19 protein-coding genes are annotated in these 22,724 nt (G+C 74.4%); 12 read left to right on the top strand and 7 right to left on the bottom strand.

Annotated features, from left to right (window positions below):
* Positions 1 to 39: 39 nt before the first annotated feature.
* On the bottom strand, positions 40 to 1,440 hold the full coding sequence (locus ACZ4VA_RS38240) for a pyridoxal phosphate-dependent decarboxylase family protein (RefSeq protein ID WP_356175739.1): 1,401 nt from the start codon (positions 1,438 to 1,440) through the stop codon (positions 40 to 42).
* 195 nt (positions 1,441 to 1,635) lie between these two features.
* Between ACZ4VA_RS38240 and ACZ4VA_RS38235 the strand changes: the two genes are divergently transcribed.
* Positions 1,636 to 2,331 carry a L,D-transpeptidase gene (locus ACZ4VA_RS38235; RefSeq protein WP_355795107.1) on the top strand — a complete coding sequence of 232 codons (696 nt, stop codon included), beginning with the start codon at positions 1,636 to 1,638 and terminating at the stop codon, positions 2,329 to 2,331.
* A 125-nt stretch (positions 2,332 to 2,456) separates the two neighbouring features.
* A complete protein-coding gene (locus ACZ4VA_RS38230; RefSeq protein ID WP_355795109.1) occupies positions 2,457 to 2,642 on the top strand; it encodes a hypothetical protein in 186 nt (61 codons plus the stop codon).
* A gap of 86 nt (positions 2,643 to 2,728) precedes the next feature.
* On the opposite strand, the gene ACZ4VA_RS38225 is transcribed toward ACZ4VA_RS38230, so the two are convergent.
* Positions 2,729 to 4,105 (bottom strand): S1 family peptidase, encoded by a 1,377-nt coding sequence (locus tag ACZ4VA_RS38225; protein ID WP_356175745.1) that lies wholly within the window; start codon positions 4,103 to 4,105, stop codon positions 2,729 to 2,731.
* 130 nt (positions 4,106 to 4,235) lie between these two features.
* Positions 4,236 to 5,066 carry an SAM-dependent methyltransferase gene (locus ACZ4VA_RS38220; protein ID WP_355794037.1) on the bottom strand — a complete coding sequence of 277 codons (831 nt, stop codon included), beginning with the start codon at positions 5,064 to 5,066 and terminating at the stop codon, positions 4,236 to 4,238.
* 303 nt (positions 5,067 to 5,369) lie between these two features.
* Between ACZ4VA_RS38220 and ACZ4VA_RS38215 the strand changes: the two genes are divergently transcribed.
* Positions 5,370 to 5,999 carry an HAD family acid phosphatase gene (locus ACZ4VA_RS38215; protein WP_356175748.1) on the top strand — a complete coding sequence of 210 codons (630 nt, stop codon included), beginning with the start codon at positions 5,370 to 5,372 and terminating at the stop codon, positions 5,997 to 5,999.
* A gap of 89 nt (positions 6,000 to 6,088) precedes the next feature.
* The gene (locus ACZ4VA_RS38210) at positions 6,089 to 6,475 is read left to right on the top strand and encodes a PPOX class F420-dependent oxidoreductase (RefSeq protein WP_355795532.1); all 387 of its coding nucleotides are present in this window, start codon (positions 6,089 to 6,091) and stop codon (positions 6,473 to 6,475) included.
* 67 nt (positions 6,476 to 6,542) lie between these two features.
* Here ACZ4VA_RS38210 and ACZ4VA_RS38205 read toward each other — a convergent pair whose 3' ends face one another.
* Entirely contained in the window at positions 6,543 to 8,588 is a 2,046-nt protein-coding gene (locus ACZ4VA_RS38205) for a SpoIIE family protein phosphatase (RefSeq protein WP_356175751.1), read from the bottom strand.
* Between the two features lie 286 nt (positions 8,589 to 8,874).
* Here ACZ4VA_RS38205 and ACZ4VA_RS38200 point away from each other — a divergent pair, with 286 nt between their 5' ends.
* The gene (locus tag ACZ4VA_RS38200; protein ID WP_468084559.1) at positions 8,875 to 10,224 is read left to right on the top strand and encodes a transaminase; all 1,350 of its coding nucleotides are present in this window, start codon (positions 8,875 to 8,877) and stop codon (positions 10,222 to 10,224) included.
* A 42-nt stretch (positions 10,225 to 10,266) separates the two neighbouring features.
* Complete coding sequence (locus tag ACZ4VA_RS38195; RefSeq protein ID WP_355792559.1) at positions 10,267 to 10,707, top strand: Lrp/AsnC family transcriptional regulator; 441 nt, start codon at positions 10,267 to 10,269, stop codon at positions 10,705 to 10,707.
* A gap of 9 nt (positions 10,708 to 10,716) precedes the next feature.
* Here the strand turns inward: ACZ4VA_RS38195 and ACZ4VA_RS38190 are convergent, their stop codons facing one another.
* The 3 genes from ACZ4VA_RS38190 to ACZ4VA_RS38180 are packed head-to-tail and all read right to left on the bottom strand — an operon-like array spanning position 10,717 to position 14,243.
* Entirely contained in the window at positions 10,717 to 12,213 is a 1,497-nt protein-coding gene (locus ACZ4VA_RS38190; protein ID WP_452924017.1) for an FAD-dependent oxidoreductase, read from the bottom strand.
* Positions 12,214 to 12,269: 56 nt separating this feature from the next.
* Positions 12,270 to 13,001: a class I SAM-dependent methyltransferase gene (locus tag ACZ4VA_RS38185; protein ID WP_389392622.1), complete on the bottom strand. Its 732-nt coding sequence runs from the start codon at positions 12,999 to 13,001 to the stop codon at positions 12,270 to 12,272.
* A 45-nt stretch (positions 13,002 to 13,046) separates the two neighbouring features.
* Positions 13,047 to 14,243 carry a lycopene cyclase family protein gene (locus ACZ4VA_RS38180; protein ID WP_389392623.1) on the bottom strand — a complete coding sequence of 399 codons (1,197 nt, stop codon included), beginning with the start codon at positions 14,241 to 14,243 and terminating at the stop codon, positions 13,047 to 13,049.
* 1,308 nt (positions 14,244 to 15,551) lie between these two features.
* Between ACZ4VA_RS38180 and ACZ4VA_RS38175 the strand changes: the two genes are divergently transcribed.
* The 6 genes from ACZ4VA_RS38175 (at position 15,552) to ACZ4VA_RS38150 (ending at position 22,538) form a co-directional block, all read left to right on the top strand.
* A complete protein-coding gene (locus ACZ4VA_RS38175; RefSeq protein ID WP_356239662.1) occupies positions 15,552 to 16,868 on the top strand; it encodes a polyprenyl synthetase family protein in 1,317 nt (438 codons plus the stop codon).
* On the top strand, positions 16,865 to 18,403 hold the full coding sequence (locus ACZ4VA_RS38170) for a phytoene desaturase (RefSeq protein WP_356175767.1): 1,539 nt from the start codon (positions 16,865 to 16,867) through the stop codon (positions 18,401 to 18,403). Before ACZ4VA_RS38175 ends, ACZ4VA_RS38170 begins: the two co-directional genes overlap by 4 nt.
* Positions 18,400 to 19,419, top strand: coding sequence for a phytoene/squalene synthase family protein (locus tag ACZ4VA_RS38165; RefSeq protein WP_356175769.1), 1,020 nt, complete (start codon positions 18,400 to 18,402; stop codon positions 19,417 to 19,419). The genes ACZ4VA_RS38170 and ACZ4VA_RS38165 overlap by 4 nt, the downstream gene beginning before the upstream one ends.
* Positions 19,416 to 20,426, top strand: a complete 1,011-nt coding sequence (locus ACZ4VA_RS38160) for a DUF5914 domain-containing protein (protein ID WP_356175772.1) — start codon at positions 19,416 to 19,418, stop codon at positions 20,424 to 20,426. Before ACZ4VA_RS38165 ends, ACZ4VA_RS38160 begins: the two co-directional genes overlap by 4 nt.
* Before the next feature lie 94 nt (positions 20,427 to 20,520).
* Entirely contained in the window at positions 20,521 to 21,186 is a 666-nt protein-coding gene (locus ACZ4VA_RS38155) for an ArsR/SmtB family transcription factor (protein WP_355787123.1), read from the top strand.
* Entirely contained in the window at positions 21,183 to 22,538 is a 1,356-nt protein-coding gene (locus tag ACZ4VA_RS38150; RefSeq protein WP_389392625.1) for an MFS transporter, read from the top strand. The genes ACZ4VA_RS38155 and ACZ4VA_RS38150 overlap by 4 nt, the downstream gene beginning before the upstream one ends.
* Positions 22,539 to 22,724: the final 186 nt, after the last annotated feature.

The following is a 22,724-nucleotide window of genomic DNA, read 5'->3' as shown; positions in this document are numbered from 1 at the left end:
GCGAGCGAGCCGGTCCCGCGCGCGCCGTGCGGGCGGGACTCACGGCGCGAGGGACTGCGCGGCCCGCACCAGGGCGTCCAGCACCCGGTCCGTGTCGGCCTCGGACGTACGCCAGTTGCTGAACGCGGCGCGCAGCGCGTGCGTCTCGCCGTACACCGTCGGCGTCAGGAACGTCTCGCCCGACGCGGCGACCTCGCGGGCCAGGGCGTGCACCCCCTCCCGCGTCGGACCCCCGGCGAGGGTGAAGCAGACGACGTTGAGCCGGACGGGTGCGAGCAGCCGCAACTCCGGTACTCCCTCGACGCGTTCACCGAGGCGCCGGGCCAGCGCGATGTTGCGCTCGACGATCTCGCGGTGCCCGTCCCGCCCGTAGGCCATGAGCGAGAACCAGGCCGGCAGCGCGCGCAGGCGCCGCGAGTTCTCCGGTGTCAGATGCAGGAAGTCGGGGTCCTCGGCCGGAAGTCCCAGGTAGGGCGAGGCGTTGTGGAAGACCTTGACCTGGAGGTCCTGGCGGCGGGTGAACTGGACGGCGGCCTCGTAGGGCACGTTCAGCCACTTGTGCAGGTCCACGCAGACCGAGTCGGCCGCGTCGAGTCCGTCGGTGAGGTGCGCGTGCTCGGGGGACAGCGCGGCGAAGGCGCCGAACGCCGCGTCCACGTGCAGCCAGAAGTCGTAGCGCTCGCGGAGGGCGGCGACGGCCCGCAGGTCGTCGAAGTCGACCGTGTTGACCGTCCCGGCGTTGGCCACCACCACGGCGGGCCGGCCGTCGAGGGCGTCGAGCGCCTCGGCCAGCCGTCCGACGTCGACGGCCTCGCGGTTCCCGGCGAGCACCGGGACCGTGCGCAGCCGGTCGCGGCCGATGCCGAGGACGGACAGGGCCTTGGCGATGCTGGAGTGCGGGCTGCCCGACAGCACGTCGACGGGGCCGAGCGCCGCCGCCCCCTCGCGGGACACGCAGACCCCGAGCCGCTCGCCGAGCCATTCGCGGGCGACGGCCAGACCGACCGTGTTGGACACGGTGGCGCCGGTCACGAAGGCCCCGCTGTGCTCCTCGCCCAGCCCGAACAGCTCGCGCAGCCAGCCGAGCGTCTCGTGCTCCAGGGCGGCCGCGGAGGAGCCGGCGGCGCCGGACACGTTCTGGTCGTACGTCCCGGTCAGCCAGTCCCCGGCGAGGCTCGCCGGGGTCGCGCCCCCGGTGACGAAGCCGAGGTAGCGCGGCCCCGCGGAGCCGGAGAAGCCGGGCGCCCACCGCTCGGTGAAGCGGGCCAGCGCGCCGTCGGCTCCGGCACCCCCGGCCGGGAGGCGCTCGGCGTCCGGCGCCTTCCCGGGCTGGGCGGCCGGTCGGTCGGCGAGGCCGCCGATCTCCCGGGCGGCGACATCGCGGGCGGACTGCAGCAGTGCGGGGAACCGGGCCAGGTCCTGCGCCAGTACGGGATGCATGACCGCAGCCTAGGCAGTCCTGCCCGGCGGGTTCCGGGGCCAATCCGGGACAGGTGGCCCCCTTTGCTCCGGCCGGGGGCGGGGCGTAATGTCACCGTTCCGTCGCAGGGTGCGGGATGCCTACAACCGATTCCCCCGATCGCCTGTCCAAGAGTGCAAGAGACCGCAAGACCGTATGAAGGGGAAGGGCCTGCCATGGGGGACATCCGCAGACGGGGAGCCGTCGCACTCGGCGTCGCCGGACTGATCGCGCCGCTCTCGCTCGCGATCGGCGCCGCTCCGGCGAGCGCCGCGAGCTGTACGACGCAGACCGGGCCGTACCAGAAGCAGGTCGAGAAGTTCCTCGGACGCCCGGTGGACGGCAGGCAGTCCAGCGCCGACTGTCAGGCGACGCAGGCCTTCCAGACCAAGCACGGCATCAGCCCGAACATCGGCTACGCGGGATCCGTCACCTGGGGCGTGATGGATCTCATGAACAAGCAGAAGGCCGTCGGGAGCAACCCCAACAGGAGCGGGGCGTGCCCGGTGAACAAGGGCCGTATCGCCTGCGTGAACCTCACGCTCCAGCTGAGCTGGATCCAGGACGGCAGCACGCTCGTCTACGGCCCGGTGCCGGTGCGTACGGGTCGTGACGGGTACGAGACCCGCACCGGCCTGAAGAAGATCTACTGGCGGCACATCGACCACGTGTCGAGCATCTACAACGTGCCGATGCCCTACAGCCAGTTCTTCGACGGCGGTCAGGCCTTCCACTCGGTGGGCGTGAGCATGTGGAACCCGCCGGGCTCGCACGGCTGCGTGAACATGACCACGACCACCGCGAAGAAGTACTGGTCGCTGCTGAAGACCGGGGACGACGTGTTCGTGTACGGCCGGAAGCCCGGTACCTGATCCCTCGTCGTGTGAGCGGCGGGCTCCCGCCCGTTCGCTCACACATGAACAGGAGTGATCAGCTTCACGGTCCGATATGCCCGAAGATGCGCCTTTGCTCACATCGCCTTCACGCCCGGAGCCGTATGCTTCACACCATGTCCACTACTCCTGAATCCACTTCGGCGCGCTCTGCCGCCGAGGTCAACGAGGAGATCCGGGCTCTGTGGTTCCGGACGGGCGGGACGCTGACCATGGACGAGCGGCGGGAGTACCAGCGGCTCGTCCTGGAGTGGGCAGCGGCCGCCCCGCGCTCCACGCAGGTGGCGTGAGCGCGTCTCCCACCGACCGATCCACCACCCTCCGCCTCCGGGGCGGCCGCCGTCGCCGGTGATCCGGCCCGGCCGCCCGGCGGAGATCAACCCCAACTCTGCGCGTAGCGCCTCCGGTAGCGGCTGCGCTCCTGCTCGGTACGGATGTACCGGGTGGCGACCAGCGCGATGATGCTCCCCGCGATGACCAGCAGCCCGGGACCGATGTTCCTCGGGTCCGTGAGCCGTGACACAAGCGTCTGCGAGGTGCCGGGCGTGCCCACCGGCTCGACGGCGCCGGGTGCCGCGGACCCGGGCGCCACGGCCGCGCCCTGCGTGGCGGCGGGTGCGGGCGAGGCCTGACCGGTCGGAGCGGCGGGTGCCGCGGGCTTCCCCGCGAGTCGCACGCCGAGCGCGGTGAGCGCCTTGGTCACCGGCTGGAAGAACGTCGTACCGCCCGCGTCGCAGTCCCCGTTGCCGCCGGACGTCACGCCCAGGGCGATCCCCTCCGAGAAGAGCGGGCCGCCGCTGTCGCCCGGCTCGGCGCACACGGTGGTCTCGATGAGACCGGTGACGGTGCCCTCCGGGTAGTTGACCGTCGCGTTGAGCGCGGTGACCTCGCCGTCGTGCAGCCCGCTGGTGCTGCCGCTGCGGAACACCCGCTGGCCGACCGCCGGATCGGCGGCCGCGGTGATCCGCACCCCGCGGTCCCCGCCGATGGCGACGACGTTGCTGCCCGCGTCCGTGCGGGCGTCCGTGTACTGCACCAGCGAGAAGTCACCGCCGGGGAACGACCGCGAGACCGTCCGGCCGACCTGCCGGGTGGCGGTGGTGTCGGCGAACCAGACGGAGCCCGCCGGACCGCAGTGCCCGGCGGTCAGGATGAACTCGCTCCGTCCGTCGGTCACGTTGAACCCCGCCGAGCACCGGCCGCCGTTGGAGAAGATCGGCTGGGCGCCGTTCAGCCGCGTGGTGAACGTGCCCCGCGTCCGCTCCATGCGGACCCGGTCCCCGATGCCGTCGGCCAGCTTCGTCATGCGGGACCAGTCGGCGGTGGAGACGGTGCTGTCGCCGCGGACCACCACCTCGTTGTGCGCGTAGTCCACGGCCCAGGCGGTGCCGGGCACCCGGGGCGCCGAAGTCAGGCTCTCGGTGGCCGACTTGAGGTCCCGCAGACTGTGGCTGACCATCTTGGGCCGGGCCCCGGCGCGCTTCACCTCGGCCGCCGCCTCCGCGTCCGTGACGGCTACGACCGTGCGCCCGTCGGACGCGATCCAACTGCCCGCGGTACGGGTCGCGCCGAGCCGGGCGACCAGTCCGGAACCGGGGTCGGCGGCCGAGGCTGCGGAAGATCCCGGGGCACGCGAGGTGTCGGACGGCTCGCTCGCCACGGCGTGCGTCACCATCAGCCCACCGCAGAGCAGTCCGCCGACGGCCGCGAATCGCGCCCCCCGTCGGACGATCCGTCGTCGTGCGTGCCTCATCCAGGGCTCCCGAAGCCGAACCGCGCGGTGTCACCACCGCCGGGGCGCCGGTCGAACGCCCTCCTCCCATACGTGCGTCCCCGCCGCGGTGTTCACCGTCCCGCGCCGACGTGTCCCGGGACCGGCCGGCTCAGAGCTTGCGTCCGACCCCGCCGAACATCGCCACCTCGTCCGGCTCCTCGCCGGACGTCGTCTCCGGGCGCCAGCGCGAGCAGGAGACCACGCCGGGTTCGAGCAGTTCCAGCCCGTCGAAGAAGCGGGCGACCGCCTCCGGGGTGCGCTGCTTCAGCTTCGGCGTGCCGTGCTCGTTCCAGAAGGCCACGGCCGCGTCCACGTCCGGCATCGACGGGCTGGTCACGGTGTGCGAGAGGACGAGGTGGCTGCCGGAGGGGAGGGCGTCGAGGAGGCGGCGCACCAGGCCGTACGCCTCCTCGTCGTCGTTGACGAAGATGACCACGCCGAGCAGCATCAGCCCCACGGGCTTGCTCAAGTCGAGGGTCTTGGAGGCGTGTTCGAGGATCGCGTCGACGTTGCGCAGATCCTCGTCGAGGTAGTCCGTGCTGCCTTCCGGCGTGCTCGTCAGCAGCGCGCGGGCGTGCGCGAGGACGAGCGGGTCGTTGTCGACGTACACGATCCGCGCGTCCGGGGCGAGGCGCTGGGCGACCTCGTGGGTGTTGTCGGCGGTGGGCAGGCCGGTGCCGATGTCCAGGAACTGCTTGATCCCGCGGTCGGCGACCAGGTGCCGTACCGCCCGCCCGAGGAACAGCCGGTCGGCCTGGGCGTAGTCGCCTATGCCGGGGTGGAGTTGGCGGATCTGGTCGCCGGCGGCGCGGTCCACCTCGTAGTTGTCCTTGCCGCCGAGCCAGTAGTTCCAGATCCGGGCGGTGTGCGGCTGGGTGGTGACGATGCGGCTGCGCACCGGCTCGGAGGGGTGTTCCGCGGCTGCCTGGTTCTCGGGCACGTCCGGCTCCTGGTCGTGTGGGAGTGAGGTGTCAACAGGCAATCTAGACGGCCGAGTTGTCTCATGCGTCCGAAGGTGTGCCGCACGGCCCGCGCGGGCGTCGTCCCCGGCGGGACCGGCAGCCGTCCGGAGGTGTGCCGGCCACGCCCGCCGACGGAGGCGCGCGGGTCGGGGCCTCGGTGCGGGCAAGTCGCTACCAATCGGTAACTTCCGCGTCGCCTGCTCTCCACTTCTTGTCGTGACCATGGCTGAAGCGGCGTCGGAGGTCTATCCTCGCCGCCCGGGACGACGAAGGGGACGGGAATGAGAGCACGCGGGGTGGGGCGCTGGGCCGGCACGGTCTCGATGGCCGTGGTCTTGGGGCTCGGCGGGACGGGGGCCGCCACGGCGGCACCGTCCACGGCGGCCGTGAGCGCGGCGCCGGCGCAGGCGGCCGGCATCGACTACGGCACCTGGCAGCAAGACGTCCAGGTCGTGATCGACCAGGCGCTGCCCTACGTGCGGCAGCGCACCGAGCAGGCCCAGGGACAGAGGCTCGCGGTCGTCTTCGACATCGACAACACCGCGCTGGAGACGGACTTCCACCCGTGGTACGAGCTGCCCACCCCGGCGCTCAAGGCCTCGCTGGCGCTCGCCCGTTACGCCCACGAGCGCGGCGCCGCCGTCTTCTTCGTCACCGCCCGGCCGGGCATCATCGCCGCCGAGACGAAGTGGAACCTCAAGGCCGTCGGCTACCCCGTGGACGGACTCCACGTGCGCAGCCTGCCGGACCTGTTCGACGAGGTCAGCGCCTACAAGACGGGCCGACGGGCGGCCATCGAGGCTCAGGGCTACACGATCATCGCGAACGTCGGCAACAACACGTCCGACCTGGTGGGCGGCCACGCCGAGCGGACGTTCAAACTGCCGGACTACGACGGCCAGTTGTCCTGAGCGAAGCGGCGGCGGCGAGTGTCCCGGGGCCGGGGCCGGGGGCGTCCCGAGCCCGGGAAGATCGGGCGGACAGGGCCTAGAATTCCGGTATGGATGATTCCCCGCTGGACGCGCTCGCCTCAGGCAAGTACCTGCTCGTCACCAGCTACCGCAAGAACGGCACGGGAGTCTCGACCCCGGTGTGGGTGGTCCGCGACGGGGACGCGCTGGGCATCTGGACCGCGGCGGACACCGGGAAGGTGAAGCGCATCCGCAACCGTCCGGACGTCCTGGCCGGCCCCTGCGACATGCGCGGCCACCCGACCGGCGCCCAGCTCCCCGCCAGGGCCGAGATCCTGGACGACGCCGGGACCGCCCGTATCCGGCAGCTCATCGCCCGCAAGTACGGAGTGGTGGGCCGCCTCACCCTGTTCGGCAGCCGGCTGCGCCGCGGCAAGGACGGGACCCTCGGGATCAGGATCACCCCGGCCGCCTGACCGCCTGACCGGAACCCGGGGTCGCGGGCACCCGGTCGGCGCCCGCGGCCCTAGCGTGCGCGCCCGCTCAGGCCTGCCTGCGGACCAGGAGCAGGGCGACGTCGTCGTCGGGTTCGGGGCGCAGGGCGGAGAGCAGCATGTCGCTGGTCTGCTCCAGGGGCCGCTGCGGGCCCTGGAGCAGCCGGGTCAGGGTCTCCAGGCCGGTGTCGATGGGGTCGTAGCGGTTCTCGACCAGCCCGTCCGTGTAGAGGGCGAGCAGCGAGCCCGGCGCCATCTCCAGTTCCACGGTGCCGAAGTCCACGCCCCCGACGCCGAGCGGTACGCCGCCGGGGATCTCCAGCAGCGTGGCGCTGCCGTCGGGCCGGATGAGGACGGGCGGCAGATGGCCCGCGCTGGAGAGTTCGCAGCTGCCACGGCCCAGATCGCACACGGCGTAGACGCAGGTGGCGATCGTGTCGCCGAGCGAGCCGGTGATGTCGTCGAGGTGGCGCAGCAGTTCGGCGGGCGGCAGGTCGAGCCGGGCGAGCGCGCGGGTCGCCGTGCTCAACTGGCCCATCACCGCGGCGGACTGGACGCCCTTGCCCATCACGTCGCCCACCACGATCCCGGTCCGGCCGGGGCCCAGGGAGAACACGTCGTACCAGTCGCCGCCGACCTCGCTCAGCGCCGGGAGGTAGCGGGCGGCGATGTCGAGCCCCGCGTGCTCGGCCGGTGCGGGCGGCAGCAGACTCCGCTGGAGCGTCAGGGCCGCCGCCCGCTCGCGCCCGTACAGCCGCGCGTTGTCGACGCAGATCGCGGCGCGGGTGGCGAGTTCGAGGGCGAGGATGCGGTCCTGCTCGTCGAAGGGGCGCGGGTTGACGGACCGGTACAGGCTCAGCGTGCCGAGGACCTCGCCCCGGGCCACCAGGGGGACGGCCAGGTAGGAGTGCACACCCGCCTTGTGCAGCACCTGGGCGGCGTGCGCGTCCCGGGCGATGCGCCGCATCATCGCCTGGCCCACCTGTTCCACCAGTACCGGGCGGCCCTCGCGGACGCACTGCGTGATGATCCGGGACGAGCTGTAGGTGGCCAGTTCGCCCACCGGGTCCGCCGCGTGGATGGCGTCGGTGAGGTAGCCCGCCGCGACCGCCAGCGCTCTGAACTCGGCGTGGGCGTCCCCTACGACGGCCGTGGTGGTGCCGTACGTGACCACCGTCTCCAGCACGTCGACGGCGGCCAGGTCGGCCAGCTGCGGCACCGCCACGTCGGCGAGCTCCCGGGCGGTCTGCTGCAGGTCCAGCGTGGTGCCGATGCGCGCGCCCGCGTCCGCGATCACCGACAGGCGCTCACGGGCCTCGGACACCTCGGTCGCCGCGTTCTGCCGCTCGGTGACGTCGATGATGGCCACGGCCAGCCCGAGGACGCGGCCGTGCGTGTCCTCGATGCGGTGGTACGACTCCGAGAAGGCTCGTTCCTCCGGGTGTCCCGGGGTCCGGCCGATGGTCATCTGGTCCAGCAGCGGCTTGCCGGTGACCAGCACGTGCCGCATCCGCGACTCGATGACCTCGACCTCGAGCTCGGGCAGCACCTCCCGGATGCGCCGGCCGAGGACCTGCTCCTCCGGCACTCCGTTCATCCGCTCCAGGGCGGGATTGACGCTCACCCACCGCAGGTCGGTGTCGAAGACGGCGATGCCCACCGGGGTCTGCCGGACCAGGCTGTGCGACAGGGCCAGGTCCCGCTCCACGCGCCGCACGGTGGTGGCGTCCGCCGCCAGGCCCAGCAGGTGCGTCGCCCCCTGCCGGTCGCGCAGCCGCATGGTGCGGAACTCCACCGGCACCTCGGTGCCGTCCCGGTGCCGGAGCGGGAAGACGCCCGCCCATCCGGCACCCGACCGCACCTGTGCGAACAGGTCGCGGGCCCGCTGCCGGTTCTCGGGCGACACGAGCAGCTTGTCGGCCCGCCGGTCCAGGGCCTCGTCCGCGAGATAGCCGAGCAGTTGCTCCGCCTCGGGGCTCCACAGCACGACGTGTCCTTCGCCGTCCAGGACCACGGCCGCGACCTGGAGCAGGTCGAGCAGACCGCCCGGGGCCGCGGCGGTCCCGTCCCCCGGTCCCGCTGCGTACCCGTGCATTCCAGCCGCTCCTTCCGGCGCGGCCCCGACACCGCCAAGATCCGTGCCGCGGACTCTTCCGATTACGGCACAGCCCACCCGGCCGGGCAACCGCTGCACCGCCCGTGACCGGGCCCGAAAGCAAGCCGGACGCGGCAGGGCATGGCACCTCGGCCGCCGAACAGACCTCCACACCGCTACGGAATCCGCTGTACCGGCAAACGAATCGATTGCCGTCCCTTGCTCAAGCGCGCTTTTCGATCGTACGCTCCCTGGTGACCGGTCACCGTCCGAACTGGGGTACTCCATGGATCGCGTCCGTCTCCAGCACCTGCTGGCCCGCGAGAGCGCGGAGGCCGAGCGCCGCAACCCGCGGTCCAGGGCCGCCTACGAACGCGCCGAGCACCTCTTCGGCCGGGTGCCGATGACCTGGATGAACAAGACCGCCGGCGCCTTCCCCCGCTACCTCGACACCGCCCGGGGCGCCCGGGTCACCGACATCGACGGCCACGAGTACATCGACTTCTGCCTCGGGGACACCGGCGCGATGGCCGGACACTCGCCCGCCCCGGTGGCCCACGCCGTCCAGCGGCGGTTCGCCGAGCTGGGCGGCGCCACCGCGATGCTGCCGACGGAGGACGCCGAGTGGGTGGGCGCCGAACTGACCCGCCGCTTCGGGCTCGCCCGCTGGAGCTTCTCGCTGACCGCGACCGACGCCAACCGCTGGGCGATCCGCCTGGCCCGCGCGGTCACCGGCCGCCCCAAGATCCTGGTGAACAGCTACAGCTACCACGGCAGCGTCGACGAGTCGCTCATCGTCGTCGGCCCCGACGGACACGGCACCGCACGGCCCGGCAACGTCGGCGCGCCCTGCGACGTCACCCTGACCAGCCGCGTCGCCGAGTTCAACGACCTCGACCAGCTGGAACGCGAACTCGCCCACGGCGACGTCGCCGCCGTACTGATGGAACCGGCGCTCACCAACATCGGCATCGTGCTGCCCCAGGACGGCTACCTGGCGGGCGTCCGCGCCCTGACCCGGCAGTACGGCACCCTCCTCGTCAACGACGAGACCCACACCTTCTCGGCCGGACCCGGCGGCTGCACCGCCGCCTGGGACCTGGAGCCGGACCTGCTCACCATCGGCAAGGCGATCGGCGGCGGCGTCCCGGTCGGCGCGTACGGACTGTCGGCCGAGCTCGCCGACCGGCTGCTCGGCCGGGACGACCTCGACCTGGTCGACATGGGCGGAGTCGGCGGCACCCTCGCAGGCAGCGCCCTGTCGGTCGCGGCGGCCCGGGCGACGCTGGAGCACGTGCTCACCGACGACGCCTTCGCCCACATGGCGAAGCTGTCCGAGCGGTTCGAGGACGGGGTGCGGGCCGGCATCGAGGCGCGGGCCCTGCCGTGGTCGGTGAGCCGGCTCGGCGCGCGCACCGAATACCGCTTCGCCGACCCGGCGCCGCGCACCGGGACGGAGTCCGCGGCGGCAGCGGACCCCGAGCTGGAGGACTTCCTCCACCTCTACCTGGCCAACCGGGGCATCCTGCTGACCCCCTTCCACAACATGGCGCTGATGTGCCCGGACACCACGGAGCGGGACGTCGACACGCACACCGAGGTCTTCGCCGCCGCCCTCGGTGAACTGGCGGGCTGAGCCGCGCCGTTAACCTTGGGCCCCCGAGCCGGAAGGAAGAGCGTGGACGAGATCGACCGGGCCATCCTGCGCGAACTGCAGACCGACGGCCGTATAGCGTACGCGGACCTGGGCCCGAAGGTCGGACTGTCCGCGTCGGCCGCCCGGCAGCGGCTGCAGCGCCTGCTCGACGCCAAGGCCGTCCAGGTGGTCGGCGTGACGGACCCGATGGGCATGGGCGGACAGTCCATGGCGCTGCTCGGCATCGCCGTCGACGGGGACCCCCGCGCCGTCGCCGACGAACTGGCCCGGCGCGCCGAGGTCGTCTACTCGGTGCTCACCTCGGGCGGGTTCGACCTGTTCGCCGAGGTGGTGTGCCCGGGCCCGAGGGACCTGCTCGACTTCGTCAACGACGTCGTACGGCCCATCGAAGGAGTCGCGCGGGTCCAGTCCTTCCCGTACTTCGGGATCCACACGCATCGCTTCCTCTGGGACGTCGGCTGACCGGAGCGCTCACCCGCGCGTCCGGCCCGCCAGCGCACGCAGCACGGCGGAGCGCCCGCGGTCGGGCACGGTCCACAGGGTCTGGCCGCGCACACCCCAGCCTTCCAGCAGGGCGTTCGCGGCCAGGAACCCGGAGGTCGCGGCGCGTTCCATGAGGGCGACCGGCAGATCGGTGCGCACCAGGTCGCCGGCCACCGTCAGGCCCGGGTCCGGGGTCCGTACGGTCGGCCGCTCGCCGTATCCGCCGACCGGGAAGAGCGGGCAGTCGGCGCGCCACTCGTGCCGTGCGTCGACGACGTTCGCGTCACGCGTCTCCGGATACACGCGGTACAGCTGCTCGACGAGCCGCTTCTCCTCCACGTCCCGCACGCAGCCCTCCGGCAGCGCGTAGGCGTGCAGTTCCACGACGGAGCCGCCGGTGCGGGCGGCCCAGCGGGCGGCCTCGCCCTCCCAGCCGGAGAGCACGCTGACGTTGTCCAGCGAGCCGAAACCGCTCGTCCCGAGGAACCCGGGACGGTCCGGGGCCACCGGGCGGTCCAGCCACAGCCGCGAGACGAGGAACGGGGGAGCGGTGCGCAGCCCCGCCACCCGCTCGCGCCACCGGGCGTCGCCCAGCTCGGGCGAACCGGCCACGACCGTGCGCAGCCCCTCGGTGTCCAGGGCGAGCACGACCGTGTCGTGCTCGCCCTCGCCGTCGGGGGTCGCGACCCGGTACCCGCCGTGCGTGCGGGGCTCGACGCACTCGACGGGCGTCGCCGTGCGCACCCGCGCGCCGAGCGCGGCGAGCCTGCGGGCCAGCGGATCCCACAGCGCGGCCGGGAAGGGCTCGCTCGGGACGTCGAACAGCAGCCCCTCGGAGGACCCGAGGAAGTAGATGTGGAACATCAGCACCATCTCCGCCGCCGACAGCGTCCGCGGATCGGCGAAGAAGCTCCGCGAGAAGACCTCGAAGGCCAGATGGTGCGCCGCCTCGGGGAAGCGGATCGAGGCGAGGAACTCGTGCGCGCTGACGCCGTCCAGCCGCTCGTAGACGTCCGGGACGCGCACGTCCAGCAGCGGCAGGGCCGCCGACGGGTTCATCCGCAGCAGGTCCCGCGCGCCGAACGTCGGGCTGAGGGCCACGAAACCGAGCGCGCTCCAGGGTGGTGTGCGCGGCACGTGCCGGAAGCTGTCCGCCAGGCCGCTGCTGTGCCGCAGGGGGTAGTCCGGCAGGGCGGTGAGCATGCCGAGCCCGGGATCGGCCCGGCGCAGCAGGCCCCGCAGGTTGTAGTACTGGCGGAAGAACGCGTGGAAGCCGCGGCTCATCGTCGCCGGGCTGCCGTCGGCGAGTTCGACGGGCCAGCCGGCGAGGCGACCGCCGAGGGTCCGGTCACGTTCGTAGAGCGTCACCCGCACCCCGCGTTCGGCGAGGGCGGTCGCGGCGGCGAGCCCGGCGATACCGCCGCCGACCACGGCCGTGGAGGGCGCGTGGCCGCTCACCCGCGCCCGTCCCGGTCGCGGGAGGATGACGCGGGCGCGCCGGTCCCGCCCCCGCCGCGGCGCGCCGCCCCCGGAACGCCCGTTCACACCGCACCGCCGTTCGGGGTGTCCTGGCGCCGGCCGACCACGGTGTGCACGATGCCGGTCTGCCAGCCCGGCACCGGCAGCACGCGGACCTGCCCGAAACCCGCGCGCCGCACCCGGTCGCCGAAGGCCTGAGCGGTGTCGAACTCCACGACGCTGCGCCACAGATGGCGGTAGAGGCGGCTGTCACCGGCGGCGGTGCCGGCGGGCAGGACGACGCCACGGCACACGGCGTTCCACACGGTGCGGTGGGCCGGCCGCCCGCTGAGCGTGTACTCGTGCACCGCGAGCCTGCCGCCCGGGGCGAGCAGCTCGTGCACGGCCGCGAGGATCCGGTCGGGGTCGGCCACGTTGCGGAAGAGGTACGCCGCCAGGACCGCGTCGAAGGGCCCTTCGACGCCCTCCTCGGCCAGGCGCTCCGCGGAGGTGTGACGGAACGTCACCCGCGGCGGCCAGCTCTTGGCCGCCGCCCGTTCCAGCATGCCCGCCGACGCGTCGACCGCCACGATCTCCGCCTCGGGCAGCACGGCGGCGAGCGCCGCGGTGGACGCCCCCGTGCCGCAGCCGAGGTCCAGCACCCGCCGGCCCGCCCCGCGGTCCGGCAGTCCGAGGCGGCGCACGGAGCGGCGCAGGTGGGCGTGGTAGCCGGGGTTGAAGGCGACCAGGCGGTCGTAGGTGCGGGAGGCGTGGTCGAACGCCGTGGCCAGCTCCGCGTCGCGCAGCAGGGGCATGGAGTCTCCTCGGTGTATGAAAGGGGGCGGCCGGTTCGGCGGGCGTCAGGTGTCGGCGGGCGGACGCCGGGGCAGCCACGGCAGTTCGGCCGCGGTGCGCAGCATCGGCAGGACGGGGGTGCGCAGACCGACGGCGAGGTCCTCGTGGAGCCGGGTGCGGCCGTCGAGGAAGCGCAGCAGACGCTCGGCGGGCACGCTCGCGAACAGGCGCGAGAAGAAGTCCGCGCCGTCGACCCGGCCCGTGGCCAGCGCGCGCAGCAGCACGGCGTCCATCGCGCGGGACCGGGCCGAGTGCGCCGGCGGGGGAGCGGGCCGCCGGCCGGACCGCAACGCGGCCGCGATCGCGCGGGTCTGACGCTGCACCGCCGCGAAGGTGTACCCCGTCGACGGCCGGGTCGCGCCCCCGGCGGCACCGATCCGGAAGACCGCCTGTCCGGTCTGCCGGGCGAACGAGCCGTCGGTCATGGGGATCACGCCCGTCTCCCGCGCGGTCACCTCGAACGCGCCCAGACCGAGCACCTCCCCGGTGTAGTGGCGCAGGGCGGCCTCGTACCCGGACGCGGTCAGCGGCGCGGCGGAGAACTCGGTGTACTCGACCAGCGCGGTGTGCCGTCCGGTGGGCAGCACGTACCCGAACGACAGGCCCCGGTCCGGCTGCGGGGTGCGGAAGTCCATCAGGTCCACCACGTCGCGGTCGAAGACCGGACGGTCGGTGCGCACGAACCAGCCGTGGAAGTGCTGGAGCAGAGTGGTCCGGGCCGCGGGCAGCGCCCCCAGCGGCCGGGAGTCGAACACCCAGCGGGCGCGCACCCCGAGCGGTACGCCGGCCGGGGTGGACGCCCGCACCTGCGCGCCGCCGCCGGGCAGCCCCTCGACGCTGTCGACGACGGCCTCGATCCCGCGCACCGACCCGCGGGCGGCGAGGTCGTGGTGGACGAGCTCCTCGAAGTCGTCCGAGCACAGCATCTTGTAGCGCAGCGGGGCGATCCGGCTGTCGGTCCAGGAGCCCTCGCGGCCCCGGACCCTGAGGCGCTGCCAGGAAGCGGTCAGCGCACGGTCGTAGGCACCCGCGCCCGCCTCCCAGTAGCACCAGGTGCGGCGCGGTGGCCGCAGCGGTCCCGGCGGGGCCGTGAGCAGGACGACGGAGGGGGTGGGGCGGCCCGCGGCACCGGACGAGAGCCGGTGCGCCAGGGACAGGCCCGCGGCTCCCGCGCCGATGATGGCGACGTCCGCGTCGAGCACAGGTTCCACTCCTCGGATACGGCAGGGGGCGGCGGGCACGGGTATGCGCCCGCCGAAGCATTCCGCGTCCGGCACCCGCACGGATGCACGCCGCACCGAATCCTCCGCCGGGGTAGGCCCATCGGCGCATCACCCCGCTGAGCCGTCCGGGGCGCCGGCGCCGATTCGCCCTCGGGCGGGGCGCGCGATACGGGGGACCGGCGATCCCGGGGCGGGATGTGGCGACGGCCCGTGTGCCCATCGGCGCCGGGGCGGCGGAGCCGGTTCGCCCCCCCGGGCCCGGGACGCGAGGTCGGGGGACTGGCGGCCCCCTAGGCCGGACGTGGCGACCACCCGTAGGGGAGGCCCAGCGGGCATCGGCTGCCGAGGGGTCGGGGCAGCGGCCCTGGTTCGTCGTCCAGCCGGGAGGCGGGAACAGGAAGTAAGCGGCTGCGGGGCTGGACGTGGTGACCGCCCGTCAATCGGCAGATCGCCACGTCGAGGCGTCGGGAGCGGCGGCCCCCGTTCGCCCCGTGTCGGAGCGTGAGGTGCCAGGGGGCGATCCCAGGGCCGGATACGGCGGCCGTACGTCCGTCGGTGGATCGCCACGTCGAGGCGTAGGGGGTGGCGGCCCCCGTTCGCGCCCGGGCCGGGACGCGGGACCGGGGAACGGCGGGCCCGGGGCCTGGCGTGGTGACCGTACGTCCGTCGGTGGATCGCCATGCCGAGGCGTAGGGGGCGGCGGCCCCCGTTCGACCCCGGGCCGGGACGCGGGACCGGCGGGCCCGGAGGCCTGGCGTGGTGACCGTCCGTCCCTCGGTGCGTCGCCACGCCGAGGTGTGCGGGGCGGCGGCCCCGGTTCGTCGTCCGGCCAGGAGGCGGGAACGGGGGTCGGCGGCGCCAGGGTTGGACGTGGTGGCTGGCCCTCCATCGGCGCGCCGCGACCGAGGCGTCGGTGGCGGCAGTCTCGGTTCGCCCCCGGCCGACCGGGAGATACGGGCGCGGGCGATCCAGAGGCCGGACCTGGGGCCGGTCGCCCGGTGCTCCGGTGCCGTGTCGGACGGCGGGGCCGGGGGCCGGGACGCCGCCAGGTGGGTCTGGGGGCTCACCCGGACAGCGTCCGATTCGCGGCCGGGCTCGTGTGTCGCCGCGCTCCCGGCCCCCGCCCGCAGTAGCTTCACCGCTCGCGGCCGGCACGAGCCGGATCGGCTCCGGCGCCCCCGGACGACCCGGCGGCCGGGAAAAAGAGGACGCCATCGCATCCGACACGCCCACCCCGGCCGAATCACTTCCGGCAAACCCGCGTCCGCCACGACGAGAGGAACCGGGATGCGTCGTACGAGGGCCGGGGAGCACCCCGCGATCGGCCCGGCACCCGTGCCACCGCACAACACCCGGGAGGCGCACGCCTCTTCGGGCCCGCGCGGCGGTCCGGACACGGACACCGCGACGGCCGTGCCCTGGCACCCGGACACGGTGGACGCCGACGTGCCCGGTGCCGTCGGACGCGTCCTGGACACCGTCCTGAGGGAACGCGTCACCCAGGCGTCCGCGCTGGACCTCGCCTTCGGCGCCGACGTGGCCGAACGCGTCGCACGCTTCACCCGGCAAGGCGGCAAGCGCATGCGCCCCCAGTTCCTGTGGTGGGCGCTGCGCGGCTGCGGCGGGGGCCACCACCCGGCCGAGGCCGAGACCGCGCTGCGGATCGGCGCGGCGCTCGAACTCATCCAGACCTGCGCGCTCGTCCACGACGACGTCATGGACGCCTCCGCGCTGCGCAGGGGCCGCCCGGCCCTGCACGTCGACCTCGCCGCGCAGTACGCCGGACCGGTCGGCCGGCGGGCCGGCGCGCTGGGCGAGGCGGGCGCGATCCTCGCCGGGGACCTGGCCCTGGCCTGGGCGGACGACGTCGTCGCCGACCTGGTCGCGGACCCCGGGACACCGCCGGCCGTGCGGCGCGTCTGGCGGGCGATGCGCACCGAGATGGTCGCGGGCCAGTACCTGGACCTGCTGGACCAGGCCACCGCCTCCGGCTCCATGGCCCGGGCCGTCCGCGCCGCCTGCCTCAAGAGCGCCCGCTACTCGGTGGAACGGCCGCTGGCCCTCGGCGCCGCCCTGGCCGGAGCGGACGCCGCCACGACCGACGCCCTGTGCGCGGCGGGACGCTGCGCCGGGGTCGCCTTCCAGCTCCGGGACGACCTGCTGGGCGTCTTCGGCGACCCGCGGGGCACGGGCAAGCCGTCCGGCGACGACATCCGCGAGGGCAAGCGCACCTACCTCGTCGCCGTGGCGCGGGCCCGGGCCACGCAGGCCGGCGACCGGACGGCCGTCGAGGTCCTCGACCGGTGCCTGGGCGACGGCGGCCTGACGGAGGGACAACTCGCCGAGGTGCGGCACGTCCTGACGGCCACCGGAGCCAGGACCGCCGTCGAGAACCGGATCGAGCGGCTCGCGGCCCGCAGCGCCCAGCACCTCGCCGCCGCCGGGCTGCTGCCCTCCGTACGCGGCCGGCTGCACGCCCTCATGCGCACGGCGGCCGGCGTGACGACACCCGGCCGGGACGACCCGGCGGAACCACAGCCGAACGGCGACGAAGACCCGACGGCGTGCCTGACCGGCGCCGGAGCCGCAGGAGGAACACGATGACCAGGACCGTCCCCGGCCGCACCGACCACGTGGTGGTGGTCGGCGCGGGTCTGGCCGGCCTGTCGGCGGCCCTGCACCTGCTGGGCGCGGGACGCCGGGTGACCGTCGTGGAACGCGGCACCCTGCCCGGCGGCCGGGCCGGCCGCGTCGACCGCGCCGGGTACCGCATCGACACCGGCCCCACCGTGCTGACCATGCCGGACATCGCCGACGAGGCGTTCGCCGCGGTCGGCGACAGTCTCCGCGACCGCGTCGACCTGATCCCCCTGCACCCCGCCTACCGGGCCCGCTTCGCCGACGGCAGCGCTCTCGACGTCCACACCCGGGCGGAGGCCATGGAGGCCGAGATCGAACGTTTCGCCGGGGTGGGTGAGGCCGCCGGATACCGGCGGCTGCGCCGGTGGCTGGAGGAGCTCTACGCCGTCCAGATGCGCCGTTTCATCGACGCGAACTTCGACTCGCCGCTGAACCTGCTCACCCCCGACCTCGCCAGGCTCGCCGCGCTCGGCGGGTTCGGCCGCCTGGACGCCCGTATCGGACGGTTCCTGAGCGACGAGCGGCTGCGCCGGATCTTCTCGTTCCAGGCCCTGTACGTCGGCGTGCCGCCCGAGCGGGCGCTCGCCGCGTACGCCGTCATCGCGTACATGGACACCGTCGCCGGGGTGTACTTCCCGCGCGGCGGCATGCACGCCCTGCCGCAGGCCATGGCCGACTCGGCCGCGGACGCCGGTGCCGAACTGCGCTACGGGCACGACGTGACGGGGCTCGAACGCTCCGGCTCCCGGGTCACGGCGGTCCTCACCTCGCAGGGCCGCATCGCGTGCGACGCGGTGGTGCTCACGCCTGACCTGCCGGTGACCTACCGCCTGCTGGGCCGCCGTCCCCGCCGGCCGCTGGGCCTGCGGCACGCGCCGTCCGCCGTCGTCCTGCACGCGGGCACCGACCGGACCTGGCCGGGCCTCGGGCACCACACGCTGTCCTTCGGCCGGGCGTGGAAGGGCACGTTCGACGAACTGACCAGGACCGGGAGCCTGATGACCGATCCGTCCCTGCTGATCACCCGCCCCACCGCCACCGACCCCTCGCTCGCGCCCGAGGGCCGGCACCTGCACTACATCCTCGCGCCCTGCCCCAACACGGACATCGGGCCCGGCGCCGCCGAGTGGGGCGACCTCGCCCCCCGGTACCGCGACAGCCTCCTGGACGTCCTGGAACGCCGCGGGCTCGACGGGATCGCCTCGTCCATCGAGGAGGAGTGCCTGGTCACCCCCGCCGACTGGCACACCCAGGGGCATGCCGCGGGCACGCCGTTCTCCGCCGCGCACACGTTCGCGCAGACCGGCCCCTTCCGTCCGCGGAACCTCGTCAGCGGCACCGAGAACGCGGTGCTGGCGGGCTGCGGCACCACCCCGGGCGTCGGCGTGCCGACCGTCCTCGTCTCCGGCAAGCTCGCCGCGGCCCGGATCACCGGGCCCCGCCCGCGCCGCGTCACCCGCCCCGCCCGCCCTACGACCGTGGAGGGCGCCCGCCCATGACCGACCGCGAACTCGACGCCGCCGGGATCCACGACCCCGGACTGCGCGCCGCCTACGCCCACTGCCGCACGCTCAACGCCCGGCACGGACGCACCTACTTCCTCGCCACCCGGCTCCTGCCCGTCGCGCGGCGGCCCGCCGTGCACGCGCTGTACGGGTTCGCGCGGTGGGCCGACGACATCGTCGACACCCTGGACGACCGTCTCACCGTCCACGACCGCACGGCGGCGCTCACCCGGCTGGAGGCCCGGCTGGACCTCGGGCTGCGCCGGGAGGGACCGGTCGACGAGCCGGTCGTCGCGGCCCTCGCCGACACCGCCGCGCGCTACCACATCGACCACCGGCACTTCGTCGACTTCATGGCGTCCATGCGCAGCGACCTGCACGTCACGGGCTACGCCACCTACGACGACCTGTACGGGTACATGCACGGCTCGGCGGCCGTCATCGGGCTCCAGATGCTGCCGGTGCTCGGCACGGTCGTACCCCGCGAGGAGGCGGCCCCGCACGCGGCGGCGCTCGGCGTCGCCTTCCAGCTCACCAACTTCCTCCGCGACGTGGGGGAGGACCTGGACCGCGGCCGGGTGTACCTGCCCGCCGATCTGCTCGGCGCCCACGGCGTGGACCGGGCCCTGCTGCGGTGGAGCCGGGACACCGGCCGCCGTGATCCCCGTATCACCGAGGCGCTGCGCGCCGCCGAGGACCTGACCCGCGGCGTCTACCGCGACGCGGCCCCCGGCCTCGCGATGCTCGACCCGGTCTCGCGGCCCTGCATCCGTACCGCTTTCGTCCTCTACGGGGCGATCCTCGACACCGTCGCCGACGAGGGGTACGCCGTGCTGCACCGGCGTGCGGTGGTGCCCCGGCGCAGGCGGGCCGCCGTCGCGCTGGACGGTCTCGTGCGCCTGGCCGCGGCGCGGGCGCGGGCCCGGGGCGACCGCACGGCACGGCAGCCGGACCACTGCGCCTCCTCCGACGGCCGCGTGCGGCCGTCCCGGCGCAAGGAGGCGGCGTGAGCGGCCGCGACCGTCGTACCCCCCGTCTGCCGCTGCGGCTGCGCCGCGGCCCCGTGGCGTGGGAGAAGCAACTGCCCACCTGGCGCGAGGCACGGCCCGGCGTCATCGCCGGCGCCCTGAAGCGGGCGTCGGCCCGGCCGTCGGGGAACTGGTACGTCGTCGGCGCCACCCGCGACGTCGGCCCCTCCCGCCCGCTGGCGTGCACGGTGGCCGGACAGGAGGTCGTCGTCTGGCGGGACGCGGGCGGACGGCTCGTGGCCGGACCGGGGGTGTGCCCGCACCTGGGGGCTCCGCTGGCCGGCAGCCCCGTCCGCTGCGGCACCCTCGTCTGCCACTGGCACGGGCTCGCCCTGCACGGCGGCCCGGTCGCGGGCTGGGAACCGCTGCCCGTGCACGACGACGGCGTGCTGGTCTGGGTCCGCCTGGACGGGGTGGGCGGCGAGGACCCCCTGCCGGCCCCCGTGGTGCCGGTGCGCCCGTCGCTGCCTGGAGCTGTCGAGGCCGTGTACAGCGCGGTCGGCGGATGCGAGCCGGAGGACGTGGTGGCCAATCGCCTCGACCCCTGGCACGGCGCCTGGTTCCACCCGTACTCCTTCGTGGACCTCACCGTGGTGCACAGCCCCGCCGGTCCTGACGACGAGGACGACGGGTTCACGGTGGACGTCTCCTTCAAGCTCGCCGGCCGGGTCGTGGTGCCGGTGCGCGCGGTGTTCACGGCGCCGGAACCGCGCACGGTGGTCATGCACATCACCGACGGGGAGGGCGTGGGCTCGGTGGTCGAAACGCACGCGACCCCCCGAGGCCCGGACGAGCTGGGGCGCCCGCGCACCCTCGTCACCGAGGCGATCGTGGCCGCCTCCGACCGGCGCGGCTTCGCCGTGGCCCGGGGTGCCGCGCCGCTGCTCCGGCCGCTGATGCGGGTCGCCGCCGGCCGGCTGTGGCGCGACGACCTGGCCTATGCGGAGCGGCGCTGGCAACTGCGCAGCAGCGGACGCTTCCCGGGCTGAGGAGCCGGACCGCCGAAGTCCTCGGACCCGAACTCCGAAGACTTCTTTGCGAAGAACTCTTTGCGAAGAAGTCTTTGCGGTTTATGGTGCCGGTATGACTGACACGAGCGGGGGGCCGGACCGGTCCCGGACCGAGGCGGACTCGGTCGTCCTGGACGCCAGGGGCCTGCGCGCCATGGCCCATCCGGTACGCGTGCAGCTGGTCGGGCTGCTGCGCAAGTACGGGCCGTCGACGGCCACCCGCCTCGCGGAGCGGCTGGGCGTGAACTCCGGGACGGCCAGCTACCACCTGCGCCAGCTCGGCGCGGCCGGCTTCGTGGAGGAGGACACCGGACGAGGCAACGCGCGCGAGCGCTGGTGGCGTTCGGTGCACCGGACGACCGAGATCAACGACCGGGACCTCATCGACCGGGAACCCGAGGCCGTCCTCGCGTTCCTGCAGTCCGTCGCCGCCACCTACGGCCTGCGCCTCCAGCAGGCGCTCAACGAGCTGCAGACGATGCCCGAGGCGTGGCGGGGCACCTTCGACATGAGCGACTGGGCGCTGCGGCTCACCCCCGAGGAATCCGTCGCCCTGCGCCACGAGCTGCGGGCGGTCGTGGACCGCTACCGGCAGGACACCCCGCAGGCGGCGGCGGACGCCCCCGAGGGCGCCGCACGGGTCGCCCTGATCACCCAGATCCTGCCCGAACTCGACGCGCCCCCCGCGCCGGACGCCCCTTCCGCTCCCCGTGGGGAGCCGGGAACGGAGACGTCGTGACGGCGGGCATACCCCGCGGAGCCGGCGAGGCCGGCACCCGGTCGCTCCGCCCTCTGGCCGGTGTCCTGGCCGCCATGGCGGTGTCGCTGACGGGTACGCGGGTCTCCGCCGTGGCGCTGCCCTGGTTCGTGCTCGTCACGACCGGCAGCGCCACGCAGACCGGACTGGTCGCGTTCTGCGAACTGACGCCCTACGTGGTGGTCAAGGCGCTCACCGGACCCCTGATCGACCGGACCGGCCCGCGACGGGTCTCCTGGACCACCGACCTGGCCAGCGCCACGGCCGCCGCAGCCGTTCCCCTCCTGCACACCCTCGGCCTGCTCACCTTCCCGCTCCTGCTGGCCCTCGTGGCGCTGATCGGGGGGATGCGCGGCCCCGGCGACCTCGCGAAGGAGGTCATGGTCCCCGAGGCGGCCGAGCACGGGGCGGTGCCGCTGGAGCGGGCCACCGGGCTGTCCGGCGTCACGGAACGGCTCGCGTCCACCCTCGGCCCGGCGGCCGGCGGCGCCCTGGTGGCGCTGCTCGGCCCGCTCACCGGCCTGGTCGTCAACGCGGGCTGCTTCGCCCTCGGCTCCGTGATCGTCGCCCTGGCGCTGCCCCGGGGCATGGGACACGCGCCCGAGGAACCCCCCGCCCGGGACGGGGCCGCGGCACCGGGCTACTGGCGTCGGTTCGGCGAGGGCTTCACCTTCCTGCGCGGCGAGCCCCTGCTCCTCACGGTGATCGTGACGGTCGGGATCACCAACCTGCTGGACGCCGCCTTCATCACCGTCCTGACCCCCGTATGGGCCGACGAGTCCGGCCAGGGTCCCGCCGCGATCGGGCTGACGGGCACCGTGACGGGAGCCGCCGCGGTCGGCGGCAGTCTGATCGCCGCCATGGCCGCACACCGGCTGCGCCGCAGGCCCGTGTTCTTCGTCGGGTACCTGCTGGCCGGCGCGCCCAGATTCCTCGTCCTCGCCGCCGACGCCCCGCTGGGCGCGGTACTGGCCGTGTTCGCCGTCAGCGGCTTCGGCGCGGGCTTCCTCAATCCCGTGCTGGGCGCCGTCATGCTCGAACGCGTCCCGCGCCGGATGCTGGGCCGGGTCAACGCGCTGGGGGACTCGCTGTCGTGGGCGGGCATCCCGCTCGGGGGGCTGGCGGCCGGTGCGGCGGTGACCTTCACCGGGCTCGCGCCGGTGCTGCTCGTCTGCGGCGCCGCCTACTTCCTCACCACGAGCCTGGCCGGGCTCAGGCCGGAATGGCGCGACATGGACCGCGGGCGGCAGCCGGGAAGTGCGGAGCGGCCCGGGGCGGACGCCGAGCGGTCCGGGGCGGACGCCGGGCCGGTTCTCCCGAAGGACCTGGTGTGACGGTCCCGCGCCGCCCGCGACCCACCGCCCGTACGCATCGGCGGTGGCGCCCGCGCTCACCGCGCCGCGGGAACGGCTAGGGCCTGTCGTCTGGATCAGGCCGGTGTCGCGGGGTCTGGCACGCACATCTGCGGCGTTGTCGTCGGTCGCCGACTCCCCCACTCTCGGCTCCGCTCGAGCGGGGGG

This window comes from Streptomyces sp. NPDC028308, from assembly GCF_055565855.1.
The sequence above is the reverse complement of the archived record's forward strand: the minus strand, read 5'-3'. Positions and strand labels throughout refer to the sequence as shown.

Excerpts from the sequence above, each read along its gene's own strand:
- ACZ4VA_RS38240 (WP_356175739.1), bottom strand. The coding sequence starts at position 1,440 with ATGCATCCCGTACTGGCGCAGGACCTGGCCCGGTTCCCCGCACTGCTG.
- ACZ4VA_RS38235 (WP_355795107.1), top strand. The coding sequence starts at position 1,636 with ATGGGGGACATCCGCAGACGGGGAGCCGTCGCACTCGGCGTCGCCGGA.
- ACZ4VA_RS38230 (WP_355795109.1), top strand. The coding sequence starts at position 2,457 with ATGCTTCACACCATGTCCACTACTCCTGAATCCACTTCGGCGCGCTCT.
- ACZ4VA_RS38225 (WP_356175745.1), bottom strand. The coding sequence starts at position 4,105 with ATGAGGCACGCACGACGACGGATCGTCCGACGGGGGGCGCGATTCGCG.
- ACZ4VA_RS38215 (WP_356175748.1), top strand. The coding sequence starts at position 5,370 with ATGAGAGCACGCGGGGTGGGGCGCTGGGCCGGCACGGTCTCGATGGCC.
- ACZ4VA_RS38210 (WP_355795532.1), top strand. The coding sequence starts at position 6,089 with ATGGATGATTCCCCGCTGGACGCGCTCGCCTCAGGCAAGTACCTGCTC.
- ACZ4VA_RS38205 (WP_356175751.1), bottom strand. The coding sequence starts at position 8,588 with ATGCACGGGTACGCAGCGGGACCGGGGGACGGGACCGCCGCGGCCCCG.
- ACZ4VA_RS38200 (WP_468084559.1), top strand. The coding sequence starts at position 8,875 with ATGGATCGCGTCCGTCTCCAGCACCTGCTGGCCCGCGAGAGCGCGGAG.
- ACZ4VA_RS38185 (WP_389392622.1), bottom strand. The coding sequence starts at position 13,001 with ATGCCCCTGCTGCGCGACGCGGAGCTGGCCACGGCGTTCGACCACGCC.
- ACZ4VA_RS38175 (WP_356239662.1), top strand. The coding sequence starts at position 15,552 with ATGCGTCGTACGAGGGCCGGGGAGCACCCCGCGATCGGCCCGGCACCC.
- ACZ4VA_RS38170 (WP_356175767.1), top strand. The coding sequence starts at position 16,865 with ATGACCAGGACCGTCCCCGGCCGCACCGACCACGTGGTGGTGGTCGGC.
- ACZ4VA_RS38165 (WP_356175769.1), top strand. The coding sequence starts at position 18,400 with ATGACCGACCGCGAACTCGACGCCGCCGGGATCCACGACCCCGGACTG.
- ACZ4VA_RS38155 (WP_355787123.1), top strand. The coding sequence starts at position 20,521 with ATGACTGACACGAGCGGGGGGCCGGACCGGTCCCGGACCGAGGCGGAC.